This is a genomic window from Pseudomonas sp. S10E 269, assembly GCF_002798465.1.
Taxonomy (GTDB): domain Bacteria; phylum Pseudomonadota; class Gammaproteobacteria; order Pseudomonadales; family Pseudomonadaceae; genus Aquipseudomonas; species Aquipseudomonas pergaminensis.
This window is the reverse complement of sequence record NZ_PHIJ01000001.1, coordinates 5,017,652-5,031,481: the sequence shown is the minus strand read 5'-3', so window position 1 is coordinate 5,031,481 and position 13,830 is coordinate 5,017,652. Positions and strand designations below refer to the sequence as shown.

The window sequence follows — 13,830 nt, the reverse complement described above, 5'->3', positions numbered from 1 at the left end:
CAGGGATGCCGGTTTAGCCGCCCCGCGCCATGGATGGCGCGTGGCGGCGGCCCCCCAAATCCCTGGCGGATTACGGGCACACCGAGCCTAGGCGAGGTGCCGAGTGTTGGGGCAAGAGCGTTTTGCTTACTTTTGCGCTTTTCAAAAGTGAGCCGCCGTAAGGGCGGAACCCACAGCAGCCGTTACCCAAGTAACGGATATGTACTCGGTCTGATCCAATATTGTGGTCGGCTGTCAGGCCGCCTTCGCAGGCAAGCCAGCTCCCACATTTTTGGATCGCGGGGTTACAGTTGGAGAGTGGTCGGCTGTTAGGCCGCTTTCGCAGGCAAGCCAGCTCCCACATTTGGATCGCGGGGCAACAGTTGGAGAGTTGTCGGCTGTCAGGCCGCCTTCGCAGGCAAGCCAGCTCCCACATTTGGATCGCGGGGCAACAGTTGGAGAGTGGTTGGCTGTCAGACCGCTTTCGCAGGCAAGCCAGCTCCCACATTTGGATCGTGGGGTGGCAGTTAGAGAGTGGTCGGCTGTCAGGCCGCTTTCGCAGGCAAGCCAGCTCCCACATTTGGATCGTGGGGTGGCAGTTAGAGAGTGGTCGGCTGTCAGGCCGCCTTCGCAGGCAAGCCAGCTCCCACATTTGGATCGCGGGGTTACAGTTGGAGAGCGGTCGGCTGTCAGGCCGCCGGTCACAACAGTGTGCGCTCCAGCGCCTTTTTCCACGCAGCATAACGCCCCGCCATAGCAGGATCATCCTGCGGCTCAAACCGCTCCCGCTGCCGCTCCAGCGCGCCCAGCGCGTCATCATTCCCCCACACACCCATCGCCCTCCCCGCCAAGTGCGCCGCGCCCAGCGCCGACACTTCCGGCGACAGACTGCGCACCACCGGACGTTGCAACAGATCGGCCAAAAACTGCATCAACCAACGGTTACGCGTCGCACCGCCGTCCACCCACAACTCCTTCAACGGGCTACCGATGTCCTGCTGCATAGCCTCAAAGACATCCCGAATCTGATAACCAATCGACTCCAGCGATGCCCGCAGGATATGCGCGCCAGAGGTGGCTTCGGTCAGCCCGCAGATCAAACCGCGCGCTTCAGCCTGCCAGTGCGGAGCACCCAGCCCGGACAGTGCCGGCACAAAATACACACCGCCATTGTCCGGCAGTTGCGCAGCCTGCTCGGTGAGCGCATCCAGGGATTCCCCCGCCACCAGGCGCGAGGCCCACTGCACGGCGGCGCCGGTGTGGACGATATTGCCTTCCATGCCAAAGGTGGGTTGACCGCCGTCATGCCAGGCCAGGGTGGTAGACAAGCCGTGAGTCGAAGCAATCGGGCCGCCCATGGGGGTCATCAAGGACGAGCCGGTGCCCAGCGTCGCTTTCACCAGCCCCGGCGCAAACCCGCCCTGGCCGTACAGCGCAGCGTGGGAGTCGCCGATCATCGACATCACCGGGATGCCGGCGGGCAAACCACCCGCCGCGACGGTTTGCGCAAAAAAACCCGCGCTCGGCTGGATGGGCGCCAATGCGGCCAATGGAATCCTGAACAGTGCCAGCAGCGCCGGGTCCCAGGCACAGGTGTGCAGGTTGAACAATTGAGTACGCGCCGCGTTGGAATAGTCGGTGGCAAACACCTGCCCGCCGCAGAGTTTCCACAGCAGCCAGCTGTCCATCGTGCCCAGGCAGATATCACCGGCAGCGGCGCGCGCGTGGCCATCCTCAAGGTGGTCGAGAATCCAGCGGAACTTGCCTGCCGAGAACATCGGATCCAAGGCCAACCCGGTTTTTTCCAGGATCAGCGCCTCGTGTCCCTGCTCATGCAACTGGGCACACAACGCGGTCGAGCGCCGGCATTGCCAACTGATGCACGGCGACAGCGCTTCGCCGGTATGCCGGTCCCAGGCCACCACCGATTCGCGCTGGTTGCTGATGGCCAGCGCGGTGATCGGCCGGTCCACCTGGCCCAGGCATTCTTCAATGGCGGCCAGGGTGCTGTGCCAGATCAGCAACGGGTCTTGCTCGGAAAACCCCGGCTGCGGATGGGTGATACTCAGCGGCCGCGAGCCCCGGGCAATCACCTGCCCGCGTTCGTTGACCAGCACCGCCTTGGCGTTGCTGGTGCCTTCGTCTATCGCCAGGATCAGCGGAGTGTTGTTTGTCATCGCATTCACCGCAACCGAGTGGCAGCCGCCACAATCCCAGCCGCGTCGATGTTATGCAAGGCGCGGGTCGGTTCGCGGGCGCCGGCGGCGGCATATTCGCCATCACCGATGCCCAGGCGCACCAGGGCAATGCCCAACCCGGCTTCGGCCAGTATTTCGGCAACCAGGCTGCCGACGCCACCGTTGATATTGTGTTCCTCGACGGTGATGACCGCCCGCGTGCCACTCAGGGCGCTGAGCAACACGTCACGCTGCAACGGCCGGATCGACGACAGGTTGATCACCTGCGCCTGAATCCCCTGCTCGGCCAGCCGCCGTGCTGCGTCCACCGCTTCATGCACCACCGAGCCCAGGGCGACGATGCTCACGTCCGCGCCCTGGCGCAGGATATCCACCTGCCCCGGTACGAATTGATAGTTGGCAGCGTGCACGTCCGGCAACGCCTTGCCATCGAGACGGATGTACACCGGGCCCTGGTAGCGCAGCGCGTAGTCGACGATCTGCCGGCATTCAATGGCGTCGGCCGGGGCAAAGATCTGCACGTTGCCAAAGCCGCGCATCACCGAAATATCGTCGAGGCTATGGTGCGTGCTGGCCAACGGGCCGTAACTGGCGCCGGCATTCAGGCCGAACATCTTGACGTTGGCCTGGTTGTAGCAAACGTCGACTTTGATCTGCTCATTGGCGCGCGAAATCAGGAAGGGCGCGGCGTTGCAGGTCGCGGCGATCTTGCCGCCCAGGGCCAGGCCCGCCGCGACGCTGACCAACGATTGCTCGGCAATGCCGACGTTGATCAGCCGCTCGGGAAAGCGCTGCACAAACGGGCCGATCTTGGCCGTGGAGGTGGAGTCACTGACCACCGGCACCACGTCCAGTCCGGCATCGACGGCGGCAATAAAGGCGTCCACCATGACGCTCGCCAGATGTTCACTCGCCATGACTCAACTCCTCCAGTGCCGCGTTGATTTCATCACCCTTGGGCACGCGGTGGTGCCATTCGGGACGGGCTTCGATAAACGACACGCCCTTGCCTTTGATGGTGTGCGCGATCAGCACCTGGGGCGCACCGGTCTTGGTTTGCATGCTTTCCAGAGCCTCGATCAACTGGCCCGCGTCGTTGCCGTCGCACTCGCTGACACCAAAGCCGAAGGCCGCCCATTTCTGGTCCAGCGGGTCGAGGGGCATGATGTCGGCCGTCAAGCCCGCCAGTTGCAGCTTGTTCTTGTCGACGATCACGAACAGGTTATCCAGGCCGTATTTGGCCGCAGCCATCGCCGCTTCCCAATTGGAGCCTTCGGCCAGTTCACCGTCGCCAGTCAGCACGTAGATGCGTTTCTTGCTGCCGGACATCTTCGCCGCCAACGCCAGCCCCACCGCCACCGGCAAGCCGTGGCCGAGGGCGCCGGTATTAAGTTCAATGCCGGGGGTTTTCTGCCGCACCGGGTGGCCCGGCAGGTGAGAGTTGAAATGTTGGTAAGTGGGCAGCCAGTCCACGGGAATGTAGCCCGCCTGCGCCAGGCAGCAATACAACCCGCCGACACCGTGGCCCTTGCTCTGGATATAGATATCGCGCTCAGGGTCTTCGGTGCGTTCCGGCCCGGTATTGAGAATGCGGAAATACAGGGTGGCGAGAATATCGGTTTCCGAGAGGTCGGCACCGGTGTGGCCGCCAGCCGGTGAATCGGCATTCAGGCGGATCACGTGGCGCCGGATCAGGCGGGCCTGTTCTTTGATCTGGTGGGCGTCGTACTGGAAGGCATTCATGCAGCGGCTCCTTTGAGGCTGACCACGCGGGGTGAACGTGTGCAAAGCTGTATTTGAATATTTATTCAGCAGTGACAATATATTTCTATTTAGACGCCGATCGTTCAGCAGGTCAAGTGAGTGACCGGTGGAAAAATGAAATAAAACCGCGAAATACCCCTCGGACAAACGGCCAAAATCCCACCCGCGCTTATCTATCCCGTGGCTTTGCGCCAGGTGAAAGCAGCGACCTAGAGGCATAATGGAAAAATTAAGCGCTTGACTTTGCCACGGTGTCACTGGAATCTGAATTAACAGTCAAGCACGCATAAATATTCAAGGCGCTTGAAAGCACTCCAAAAAAAATAAATCAGGAGAACACTGTGGACGCCAAAGCTATTGTCCAGCACCCGGCCGAACTCAAGCCGCCCCACCGCCCGCGGTTGGTGAAACTGCTTCCCAGCAATATCGGCGGCCCGCTGATCGGCCTGGTGCTGCTGGTGCTGGTTTTCTCCTTCAGTTCCGAATTCTTCTTCTCGCTGCGCAATGGCCTGAACATTCTTGATCAGGTCACGGTGCTGGGCATCCTCGCGATTGGCATGACCGCAGTGATCGTGATCGGCGGCATCGACCTGTCGGTGGGGTCGGTGCTGGCGTTCTCGATGATGATGCTCGGCTGGCTTTACCAGGACCAAGCGGTGCCGCTGGGGTTTGCGATCCCGATCTCGATTGCCAGCGGGATGCTTGCCGGGCTGGTGTCCGGCGGGTTGATCACCTATGCCAAGCTGCCGCCGTTCATTGCCACGCTGACCATGATGTCGGTGGCCCGCGGCCTGGCGAACATCCTCACCGAAGGCCGGCAGATCGTCGGCTACCCGGACTGGTTCACCAGCCTGGCCACGGTGCGTCACTTCGGTTTTCTCTCGGCAACCGTCGGGCTGTTCCTGGTGATGCTGGTGGTGGCCTGGGTGTTCCTGCGCTTTCGCGCCGGCGGCCGTAACCTGTATGCCATGGGCGGCAGCCCGGAGGTGGCGCGCCTGTCCGGCATCAAGGTGCGTGCGATCACCCTGTGGGTGTACGCCATCAGCGGTGCGCTGGCCGGTATCGCCGCCGTGACCCTGGCAGCACGCCTGGACTCTTCCCAACCCAGCGCCGGCCTGAGCCTGGAACTGGACGCCATCGCCGCCGTGGTGATTGGCGGCGCCAGCCTCAGCGGCGGCGTCGGCAGCATCGGCGGCACCCTGGTCGGTGTACTGATCATTGGTGTATTGCGCAATGGTCTGAACCTGCTCGGTGTGTCGCCCTTCATTCAACAAGTGGTGATCGGCGTGGTCATCGCCCTCGCCGTGACCATCGACACCCTGCGACGCCGCTCCAGCACTGCCCGTTAAAACCTGTTCGACAGTTGACACCCTCCAACAATAAAACCAGGAGTCACCGACATGTTCAGCCCCAAGAAACTGCTGTTGGCCACCGCCCTCGCGGCCGCCACCCTCACCGCTGCCGGCACCACCTGGGCCAAGGACCTGACCATCGGCCTGGCCGTGGCCAACCTGCAGGCCGACTTCTTCAACCAGATCAAGCAATCGGTGGAAGCCGAGGGCAAGGCCAAGGGCATCAAGGTGATTACCGTGGATGCCCAGGGCAACTCCTCCACCCAGGTCAGCCAGATTGAAGACCTGATCACCCGCCAGATCGATGTGCTGATCTACATCCCGGCCGGTGCCACCGCCGCCGGTGTGCCGGTCAAGGCTGCGAAAGCCGCCGGTATCCCGGTGATCGCCGTCGACCGCAACGCCCCCGACGCGCCAGGCGATACCTTTATCGCCAGTGACAGCGTGGCCGGGGCCAAGACCCTGGCCGAGTACGTCGGCAAGCTCACCGACGGCAAGGGCCGCATCGCGATCCTGCAAGGCCAGCTTGGCACCACCCCCGAAAATGATCGTGCCAAGGGTTTTGAAGAGGGCTTGAAAGCCTTCCCGGACCTTAAAGTCGTCGCCCAGCAACCCGCCGAATGGGCCCAGGACAAAGGCTTCGCCGTGGCCCAGGACCTGCTCCAGCGTGATCCGAATATCACCGTGTTCTTCGGCCGTGCCGATGCCATGGCCTTGGGTGCCGCCCAGGCGGTGAAAGTCGGCAACCTTGATCACAAGGTTGTGGTGGTCGGTTTTGACGGGGACGTCGCCGGGCTCAAGGCCGTGGAAAGTGGCGTGCTGAACGCGACCATGACCCAGCAGACCCAGAAGATGGGCCGCCTGGCCGTGGCGTCGGCCATCGACCTGAAAGCCGGCAAGGCCGTGCCCAAGGAGCAATTGTTGCCCACCGTGCTGACCACCAAAGAAAACGTCGCGCCGTTCCTGCAACAGCACCCGTAAGCCTTGGAGGTCGTCATGCAAGCAGCAGCCCTGGACACCGCCCACGCCGACGCGGTGCTGTGCCTGCGCAATATCAGCAAGGCCTACGGGCCGGTGCAGGTACTGTCGCAGGTCAACGTGGACATTCGCCCCGGCGAAGTGCTGGCCCTGCTCGGCGAGAACGGTGCGGGCAAGTCAACCTTGTCGTCGATCATCGCCGGGCTGGTACAGCCTGAAGCCGGGGGCAGCATGACCTGGCTCGGCGCGCCTTACGCACCGACCTCGCCCGGTGCGGCACTGAGCGCCGGGATCGGCCTGATCCACCAGGAAATCCGCCTGCTGCCGCAATTGTCGATCGCCGAGAATATCTTCGTCGGCCGCCTGCCCATGCGTCATGGGCGGGTGGACCGCGAATACATGGAGGCCCAGGCGCAGATCCAGCTGGAGCGCCTGGGGCTCAAGGTGCCGGCGTCGCGCAAGGTCGAAGGCCTGAGCGTGGCGGCCCAGCAATTGGTTGAAATCGCCAAGGCGCTGACCCTCAAGGCCAGCCTGTTGATTCTCGATGAACCCACCGCCGCATTGGGCGGGGAAGAAACCGAGTTGTTGTTCAAACAGGTGGAACGGCTCAAGGCCGAGGGCGTGTCGTTTATCTATATCAGCCATCGCCTGGAAGAAATCGCGCGCATCGCCGACCGCGTGCTGGTGCTGCGCGACGGTCGCCAGATCGCTTTGCACGCCACCGCCCAGGTGCCGGTGCGTGAGTTGGTGGAGCAGATGGTCGGGCGCAGCCTGGAGCGGATTTTCCCAGCCCTGCAAGCGCCACAGGAGCGCGTGATGTTGCAGGTCAAGGACCTTACTTGCCGTGAGTTCGCCTTGCACGGCATCGACTTCGACGTGCGCGCCGGCGAAGTGTTCGGCATTGCCGGTGTGGTCGGCGCCGGGCGGACCGAACTGGTGCGCACCATTGCCGGCGCGGCGCGTGATATCCAAGGCCACATGGTGCTGGACGGTGAGGTGCGCCACCTGCGCTCACCCCACGAGGCGATCCAGGCCGGTGTGGTGCTGGTGCCCGAGGACCGCAAGCAGCAAGGCGTGGTGGTGGAGCACCGCATCGAAGACAACCTGATCTACGGCAACACCGACCTGTTGGATAAACGTGGCTGGGTGTTCCCTGCCCCGCTGCGCGAATTCGCCCGCACGGCGGTGGCGCGGTTGGGGGTGAAGGGTGCGCCGCAGTCGCGAATTTCGAGTTTGTCTGGTGGTAACCAGCAGAAGGTGATCATTGCCAAGTGGCTGGCGCGCAATCCCAAGGTGTTCATCCTTGACGAGCCGACACGCGGCATCGACGTGGGCGCACGGGCGGCGATCTATGAAGTGATCGCGGACCTGGCGGCCAAGGGCATGGCCGTGATTGTGGTGAGCTCGGACCTCGATGAGGTGCTGGGGTTGTCCCATCGGGTGATGGTGATGAGCCGGGGCCGGCAGATGGGGATCCTGGCGCGGGGCGAGGCTACCCCGGTGTCGGTGATGGAAATGGCCACTGCGTAAGTGCCCTGCCCTCATAAACAACGAAGAACCCATGTGGGAGCGGGCTTGCTCGCGAAAGCGGTGTATCAGTCAAAACATCATTAGCTGACCCACTGCTTTCGCGAGCAAGCCCGCTCCCACAGTTTTGATCTGTGGTGTGTTCACTATTGGGAGTCGTTCATGCAACTTTTTAGTCTTCAGGGCCAAGTCGCCTTTGTCACGGGCGCAGGCAGCGGCATTGGCCAGGCGATTGCCGTCGGGCTGGCCGAGGCCGGCGCGGATGTGGCCTGTTTCGATCTACCGGGCAGCCCCGGCATCGCCAGCACCGTCGAACGTATCCAGGCCCTCGGCCGCAAGGCCTTGGCCCTGAGCGGCACGGTCACCGAACGCGCCGCGCTGGATGCAGCGGTAGCGCGCACCGAAGCCGAACTCGGCGCATTGAGCGTCGCCGTCAACTGCGCCGGCATCGCCAACGCCCAGGCCGCCGAAGACCTCGAACTGCAACGCTGGCAAACCACCCTGGACATCAACCTCACCGGCATCTTCCTCAGCTGCCAGGCCCAGGCTGCCGTGATGTTGCCCCGCGGCAAGGGTGCCATCGTCAATATCGCCTCGATGTCCGGCAGCATCGTCAACCGAGGCTTGCTCCAAGCGCACTACAACACCTCCAAGGCCGGCGTGATTCACCTGAGTAAAAGCCTGGCGATGGAATGGGCCGACAAGGGCTTGCGGGTCAATTGCATCAGCCCGGGCTACACCGCCACGCCGATGAACTCGCGCCCGGAAGTCGCCGACCAGGTGAAGATCTTTGAACAGACCACGCCCATGGGCCGCATGGCCAGCGTGGAAGAAATGGTCGGCCCGGCGATTTTCCTGGTCAGCCAGGCCTCGTCCTTCTGCACCGGTGTCGACCTGCTGGTCGATGGCGGCTTTGTCTGCTGGTAACCCTGGGAGCCCTTGTCATGTCGCAACGATTCAGCGGTAAAACTGTCGTGATTACCGGCGCCTGCCGGGGTATCGGCGCCGGCATTGCTGAGCGCTTCGCCCAGGAAGGCGCCCACCTGGTACTGGCTTCCAATGACCTGGAACGCGTGACCTTCACCGCCAACCAACTGGCCCAGGAATACCACGTCGACACCCTGGCCCTGGCCATCGACGTCACCCGTGAAGACGATATCGAAAAGCTCTACCGCGAAGGCCACGCACGGTTCGGCAGCATTGACGTGTCGGTGCAGAACGCCGGCATCATCACCATCGACCACTACGACAAAATGCCTCGCGCCGATTTCGACAAGGTGCTGCAGGTCAACACCACCGGCGTTTGGCTCGGCTGCCGGGAAGCGGCCAAGTACATGGTCAAGCAAGGCAGCGGCCGGCTGATCAACACCTCTTCCGGCCAGGGCCGCCAGGGGTTCATCTACACGCCCCACTACGCCGCGAGCAAAATGGGCGTGATCGGCATCACCCAAAGCCTGGCGCTGGAACTGGCGCGGCATAACATCACGGTGAACGCGTTCTGCCCCGGCATTATCGAAAGCGAGATGTGGGACTACAACGACCGGGTGTGGGGCGAGATCCTCAGCACCGACGAGAAACGCTACGGCAAGGGTGAGTTGATGGCCGAATGGGTCAAGAACATCCCCCTGCGCCGCGCCGGCAAACCCTCGGATGTCGCGGGCCTGGTGGCGTTTCTCGCGTCGGACGATGCGGCCTACCTGACCGGCCAGGCGATCAATATCGACGGCGGCCTGATCATGTCGTAAGGGTTTGGTATCCTCACGGCCATTGAGTCATGCCTTTTACTATAAAGAGCCCTGAGGCCTTCATGAGCCAGATCGAAGAACAGCGCCTGATCACCAAGATCGCGAGCCTCTATTACGAAGAAGGGCTCAAGCAGTCCGAGATTTCCGCGCAACTGGACCTGTCCCAATCCTTTATCAGCCGCGCCCTGCGCCGGGCGCTGCAGGACGGCGTGGTGAAGATCACCGTGATGCGCCTGCAAGGCCTGCACCTGGAGCTGGAAACCCAATTGCAACGCCGCTACGGCGTGCGCCGGGTCATCGTGGTGGAAGCCACCGAGCCCGGCAATGACGAGAGCATCAAGCAGGCCATCGGTTCGGCTGCCGCCCACTACCTGGAAACCAGCCTGTCGCCCCAGGACCATATCGGTATTTCGTCGTGGAGCAGCACCATTCGCGCCATGGTTGGTCACTTGCACGCGCAACCCGGCAAACAGGCTGCCCAGGAAGTGGTACAACTGTTGGGGGGCGTCGGCCACAAGGGAGCATTTGAAGCCACCTTGCTCACCCAGCGCCTGGCGACCCTGCTCAACTGCCCGGCGTTTTTGCTGCCCTCGCAAAGCATCGAGCAATCGGTGGAGAGCAAGCAGCGCATCGTGCAGATGGAAGAGGTCAAGGAAGTGCTGCAGCGCTTTGACAGCATCACCCTGGCGATTGTCGGCATCGGCGACCTGGAGCCCTCGCAACTGCTGCGCAACAGCGGCAACTACTACACCGAAGACATGCTGCGCCTGCTTGCCGAACGCGGCGCGGTGGGCGATATCTGCCTGCGCTACTTCGATGCCCAAGGCAAGCCGGTGCTGGAGGAAGACGAAGAATTCGTCGTGTCGGTGGCGCTGCCCAAGCTGCGCGCCATCCACCGTGTGCTCGGCCTGGCCGGTGGGTTGAACAAGGTCCAGGCCATTCGTGGCGCGCTCAAGGGCGGCTACCTGGACATCCTGATCACCGACCTGGACACCGCACAGGCCCTCAACCAATAACCTTTTTTGGAGACCGCCGCTCATGACGTCCAAGCTCGAACAACTCAAGCAATTCACCACCGTGGTCTGCGACACCGGCGACCTGGAAGCCATCAGCCGCCTGCGCCCGGTGGATGCCACCACCAACCCTTCGCTGCTGCTCAAGGCCGCGGCCATCCCGGAGTATGCCGAGTTGCTGCGCGGTGCGGTGAGCCTGTCCAAGGGCGATGTCGACCTGGCCTGTGATCGCTTTGCGGTGTCGGTGGGTTGTGGCATTCTTAACGTGATTCCGGGGCGCATCTCCACCGAGGTCGATGCGCGCCTGTCCTTCGACGAAGAGGCGCTGTGGGCCAAGGCCAACCAGTTGATCGCGCTGTACGACCAGGCCGGCGTGGGTCGCGACCGCGTGCTGATCAAACTGGCCTCCACCTGGGAAGGCATCCGCACCGCCGAGCGCTTGGAAAAGGCCGGGATCCAGACCAACCTGACCCTGTTGTTCTCGTTCGTCCAGGCCGCCGCCTGCGCCGACGCCGGGGTGTTCCTGATTTCGCCGTTCGTGGGCCGCATCTATGACTGGTACCGCAAGCACACCGGCCTGGACTACACCGGTGGCGATGACCCGGGCGTGCAGTCCGTGACGCGGATCTACAACTACTACAAGGCCAATGCCATCAAAACCGTGGTCATGGGCGCCAGCTTCCGTACCCTCAGCCAGATCGAACAACTGGCAGGCTGCGATCGCCTGACCATCAGCCCCGAGTTGCTGCAAAAGCTCGATGAAGACCAGGGCGTGCTGGAACGTCAATTACACCCGGGGGCGGTCGGCGAGTCGCGCCAGACCCTCAACGAAGCGCAGTTTCGCTGGGGCTCCAACGAGGACGCGATGGCCACCGAGAAACTGGCTGAAGGCATTCGCCAGTTTGCCCGCGACCAGGAAAAACTCGAGGCGGTCCTCGCAGCACTATGAGCCCTGCCCTGCCGCTCAGCCAGCCACGCACCCTGGTGTTCCTGGCCTACCCCCAGATGGGCCTGCTCGACCTGACCGGCGCCAAGACCGTGTTCTGGGCCGCCACCAAGGCCATGGCAGAACGCGGCCTGCCGGGTTACGTGGTGCACACCGCCAGCCTGGCCGGTGGCCTGACACCCGCCCTCCCTGCGTCGGCCAGCCCACTCCTTGCTGCCCCGGTCACTCCCGAGCGCCCGCCAAAGCTGTTTAGGCGGGCGTTTTTTTGCTGCACTCATCCATAGAGCGTGCGGCTATCGCCCCCATCACCCCGCCCACGATTGGCGCCAGCCAGAACACCCACAGCTGCGCAATGTACTCAGCGCCGGCAAACAGCGCCGGCCCGGTACTGCGGGCAGGGTTCACCGACGTATTGGTCACCGGTATCAGCACCAGGTGAATAAGGGTCAGCGCCAGGCCAATCGCGATCGGCGCAAACCCCGGGACAGCGCCCGGCGCGGTCACGCGCATGATGATGAAGACAAAGAAAAACGTGGCGATCAGTTCGGCCAGCAATGCGGCCTTGATGTCGAAGAGACCGGGGCTGAGCGGGCCATAGCCATTGGCGGCAAAGCCACCCACGGCGAAATCGGGCTGCCCATTGGCGATCAAGTACAACGCAGCCGCGGCGGCAATCGCGCCGGCAACCTGCGCGACGATATACGGCAGCACATCAGTGCCAGGCACGCGGCGCCCCGCCCATAAGCCAATGGTCACCGCCGGGTTGAAGTGGCCGCCGGACATGCCCCCCACTGCATAGGCCATGGTCAACACCGTGAGACCAAACGCCAGCGCGACACCCACGAAACCAATGCCCAGGCCGGGAAATGCCGCCGCCAGAATGGCGCTGCCACAGCCGCCGAAGGTCAGCCAGAACGTACCGATAAACTCGGCGGTCAAACGCTTTTGCACAATCGACTCCATTGCTGTTCAAGTGCCGTCACCACAGGGCGTGGGCGGTCCTGGGCGACAGTAGCAATGGGTATCTGAATGGCCTGTAAGACTTGTCTGGCCGTTGAACAGTTGATGCCTGGAACACAAAGCAGATCCAACGCTGCTCAGTCGCGCGCTACGCCCTGGCCATATTTGCGAATCGCCAGGCAGTACCCAATCACTGCCAGCGCCGCCAGCAAACCACCCGCCGCGCCTATCCAGGCGAAGCCGAAGCGGCTGCCAACCCAACTGCCCATAAGGGCGCCGCCGCCGATGCCGATGTTGTAGATGCCGGAGAACATCGCCATGGCCACGTCCGTGGCATCCGGTGCCAGCACCAGCACCTTGGACTGCATGGCCAGGCCGAAGCCCATGATCGCCATGCCCCAGAAAATGCTCAGCACCACCAGGTAGGATTCGGCGCCGCTCAATGGCAGCAGCAACGCCAGGCACGCCGCCAGCAGGAACACTGCGCCGACCACGAACAGGTGCGGGTTGAACCGGTGCACCAGGCTGAACAGCAACGAGCCGATGATGCCCGCACCGCCGAACACCAGCAGGATCAGGGTCACCGCGCTGCCGCTCATGCCGGCCACGCCTTCGACGAACGGTTCGATGTAGCTGTAGGCGGTGAATTGTGCGGTCACGGTCATGGCCGTGAGCACGTACAACGCTACCAGCGCCGGGCGCTTGAACAGCAGCGGCAGGCTGCGCAGCGAGCCGGAGTTCTGGCTCGGCAACAGCGGCAAGGTGCGCGCCAGCCAGAACACCAGCGCGGCAGCGAAGGCGCCGATGACCAGGAACGTGGTGCGCCAGCCCATGGCTTCGCCCAGCAGGCGGCCCAGGGGAATGCCGAGCACCATCGCCAGGGAGGTGCCGGTGGCCAGCAGGCCGAGGGCTTGCACTTGTTTGCCTGCCGGCGCCAGGCGCACGGCGAGGGACGCGGTGATCGACCAGAACAGCGCATGGGATAAGGCAATGCCGATACGGCTGACCATCAACAGCCCGAAGCTGGTGGCGACACTGGAGAGGATGTGACTGACGATAAACATGCAGAACAGCACAATCAGCAGCTTGCGCCGTTCGACGTTGCGGGTCAGCAGCATCACCGGCAACGAAGTCAGCGACACGATCCAGGCGTAGATGGTGAGCATCAGCCCGACGTTGGCAACAGGCATGTCGAAGCTGGCGCCAATGGCGCTGAGCAGCCCGACGGGCACGAATTCGGTGGTATTGAACACAAAGGCGGCCAACGCGAGGGCGATGACCGGTTGCCAATTGGCTTGGGGGGTTGCGGCTGAAATACTCATTGAACGGCGCGGTACTCTGACGTTGATCAAGCGGGAACGGTGATCA

General features: G+C 63.1%; 12 protein-coding genes and 1 pseudogene. 8 read left to right on the top strand and 5 right to left on the bottom strand.

From position 1 onward, the window contains the following. Positions 1-680: 680 nt before the first annotated feature. Genes CWC48_RS23420 through CWC48_RS23410 form a run of 3 tightly spaced genes read right to left on the bottom strand, consistent with a single transcriptional unit; the run spans position 681 to position 3,920 of the window. Complete coding sequence (locus CWC48_RS23420) at positions 681-2,156, bottom strand: FGGY family carbohydrate kinase (RefSeq protein WP_100490434.1); 1,476 nt, start codon at positions 2,154-2,156, stop codon at positions 681-683. Between the two features lie 5 nt (positions 2,157-2,161). Further along, complete coding sequence (locus tag CWC48_RS23415) at positions 2,162-3,094, bottom strand: transketolase family protein (protein WP_099491788.1); 933 nt, start codon at positions 3,092-3,094, stop codon at positions 2,162-2,164. After that, a complete protein-coding gene (locus CWC48_RS23410; protein WP_078048903.1) occupies positions 3,084-3,920 on the bottom strand; it encodes a transketolase in 837 nt (278 codons plus the stop codon). Before CWC48_RS23410 ends, CWC48_RS23415 begins: the two co-directional genes overlap by 11 nt. Before the next feature lie 362 nt (positions 3,921-4,282). Between CWC48_RS23410 and CWC48_RS23405 the strand changes: the two genes are divergently transcribed. The 8 genes and pseudogenes from CWC48_RS23405 to CWC48_RS23370 form a co-directional block, all read left to right on the top strand. Next, positions 4,283-5,290: an ABC transporter permease gene (locus CWC48_RS23405; RefSeq protein ID WP_012724867.1), complete on the top strand. Its 1,008-nt coding sequence runs from the start codon at positions 4,283-4,285 to the stop codon at positions 5,288-5,290. A 51-nt stretch (positions 5,291-5,341) separates the two neighbouring features. Beyond that, the gene (locus CWC48_RS23400) at positions 5,342-6,274 is read left to right on the top strand and encodes a sugar ABC transporter substrate-binding protein (RefSeq protein WP_034106571.1); all 933 of its coding nucleotides are present in this window, start codon (positions 5,342-5,344) and stop codon (positions 6,272-6,274) included. Positions 6,275-6,289: 15 nt separating this feature from the next. After that, on the top strand, positions 6,290-7,801 hold the full coding sequence (locus CWC48_RS23395) for a sugar ABC transporter ATP-binding protein (RefSeq protein WP_100490433.1): 1,512 nt from the start codon (positions 6,290-6,292) through the stop codon (positions 7,799-7,801). Between the two features lie 159 nt (positions 7,802-7,960). Further along, on the top strand, positions 7,961-8,725 hold the full coding sequence (locus tag CWC48_RS23390; RefSeq protein WP_078048905.1) for an SDR family oxidoreductase: 765 nt from the start codon (positions 7,961-7,963) through the stop codon (positions 8,723-8,725). A 17-nt stretch (positions 8,726-8,742) separates the two neighbouring features. Further along, positions 8,743-9,543: an SDR family oxidoreductase gene (locus tag CWC48_RS23385; protein ID WP_078048906.1), complete on the top strand. Its 801-nt coding sequence runs from the start codon at positions 8,743-8,745 to the stop codon at positions 9,541-9,543. Between the two features lie 62 nt (positions 9,544-9,605). Further along, positions 9,606-10,559, top strand: a complete 954-nt coding sequence (locus tag CWC48_RS23380) for a sugar-binding transcriptional regulator (RefSeq protein ID WP_078048907.1) — start codon at positions 9,606-9,608, stop codon at positions 10,557-10,559. Between the two features lie 22 nt (positions 10,560-10,581). Then, positions 10,582-11,505, top strand: a complete 924-nt coding sequence (tal, locus tag CWC48_RS23375) for a transaldolase (protein WP_099491790.1) — start codon at positions 10,582-10,584, stop codon at positions 11,503-11,505. After that, positions 11,502-11,684 (top strand): annotated as a pseudogene (locus tag CWC48_RS23370) (AraC family transcriptional regulator); the annotation flags it as partial. The gene tal and the pseudogene CWC48_RS23370, both read left to right, overlap by 4 nt. Positions 11,685-11,751: 67 nt before the next feature. Here CWC48_RS23370 and aqpZ read toward each other — a convergent pair. After that, entirely contained in the window at positions 11,752-12,465 is a 714-nt protein-coding gene (aqpZ, locus tag CWC48_RS23365) for an aquaporin Z (RefSeq protein ID WP_100490432.1), read from the bottom strand. Between the two features lie 134 nt (positions 12,466-12,599). Beyond that, positions 12,600-13,784: a sugar transporter gene (locus CWC48_RS23360; RefSeq protein ID WP_100490431.1), complete on the bottom strand. Its 1,185-nt coding sequence runs from the start codon at positions 13,782-13,784 to the stop codon at positions 12,600-12,602. Between the last annotated feature and the right edge of the window lie 46 nt (positions 13,785-13,830).

Coding starts and splice junctions, on each gene's coding strand:
- CWC48_RS23420 (WP_100490434.1), bottom strand. CDS start 2,156: ATGACAAACAACACTCCGCTGATCCTGGCGATAGACGAAGGCACCAGC.
- CWC48_RS23415 (WP_099491788.1), bottom strand. CDS start 3,094: ATGGCGAGTGAACATCTGGCGAGCGTCATGGTGGACGCCTTTATTGCC.
- CWC48_RS23410 (WP_078048903.1), bottom strand. CDS start 3,920: ATGAATGCCTTCCAGTACGACGCCCACCAGATCAAAGAACAGGCCCGC.
- CWC48_RS23400 (WP_034106571.1), top strand. CDS start 5,342: ATGTTCAGCCCCAAGAAACTGCTGTTGGCCACCGCCCTCGCGGCCGCC.
- CWC48_RS23395 (WP_100490433.1), top strand. CDS start 6,290: ATGCAAGCAGCAGCCCTGGACACCGCCCACGCCGACGCGGTGCTGTGC.
- CWC48_RS23390 (WP_078048905.1), top strand. CDS start 7,961: ATGCAACTTTTTAGTCTTCAGGGCCAAGTCGCCTTTGTCACGGGCGCA.
- CWC48_RS23385 (WP_078048906.1), top strand. CDS start 8,743: ATGTCGCAACGATTCAGCGGTAAAACTGTCGTGATTACCGGCGCCTGC.
- CWC48_RS23380 (WP_078048907.1), top strand. CDS start 9,606: ATGAGCCAGATCGAAGAACAGCGCCTGATCACCAAGATCGCGAGCCTC.
- tal (WP_099491790.1), top strand. CDS start 10,582: ATGACGTCCAAGCTCGAACAACTCAAGCAATTCACCACCGTGGTCTGC.
- aqpZ (WP_100490432.1), bottom strand. CDS start 12,465: ATGGAGTCGATTGTGCAAAAGCGTTTGACCGCCGAGTTTATCGGTACG.
- CWC48_RS23360 (WP_100490431.1), bottom strand. CDS start 13,784: ATGAGTATTTCAGCCGCAACCCCCCAAGCCAATTGGCAACCGGTCATC.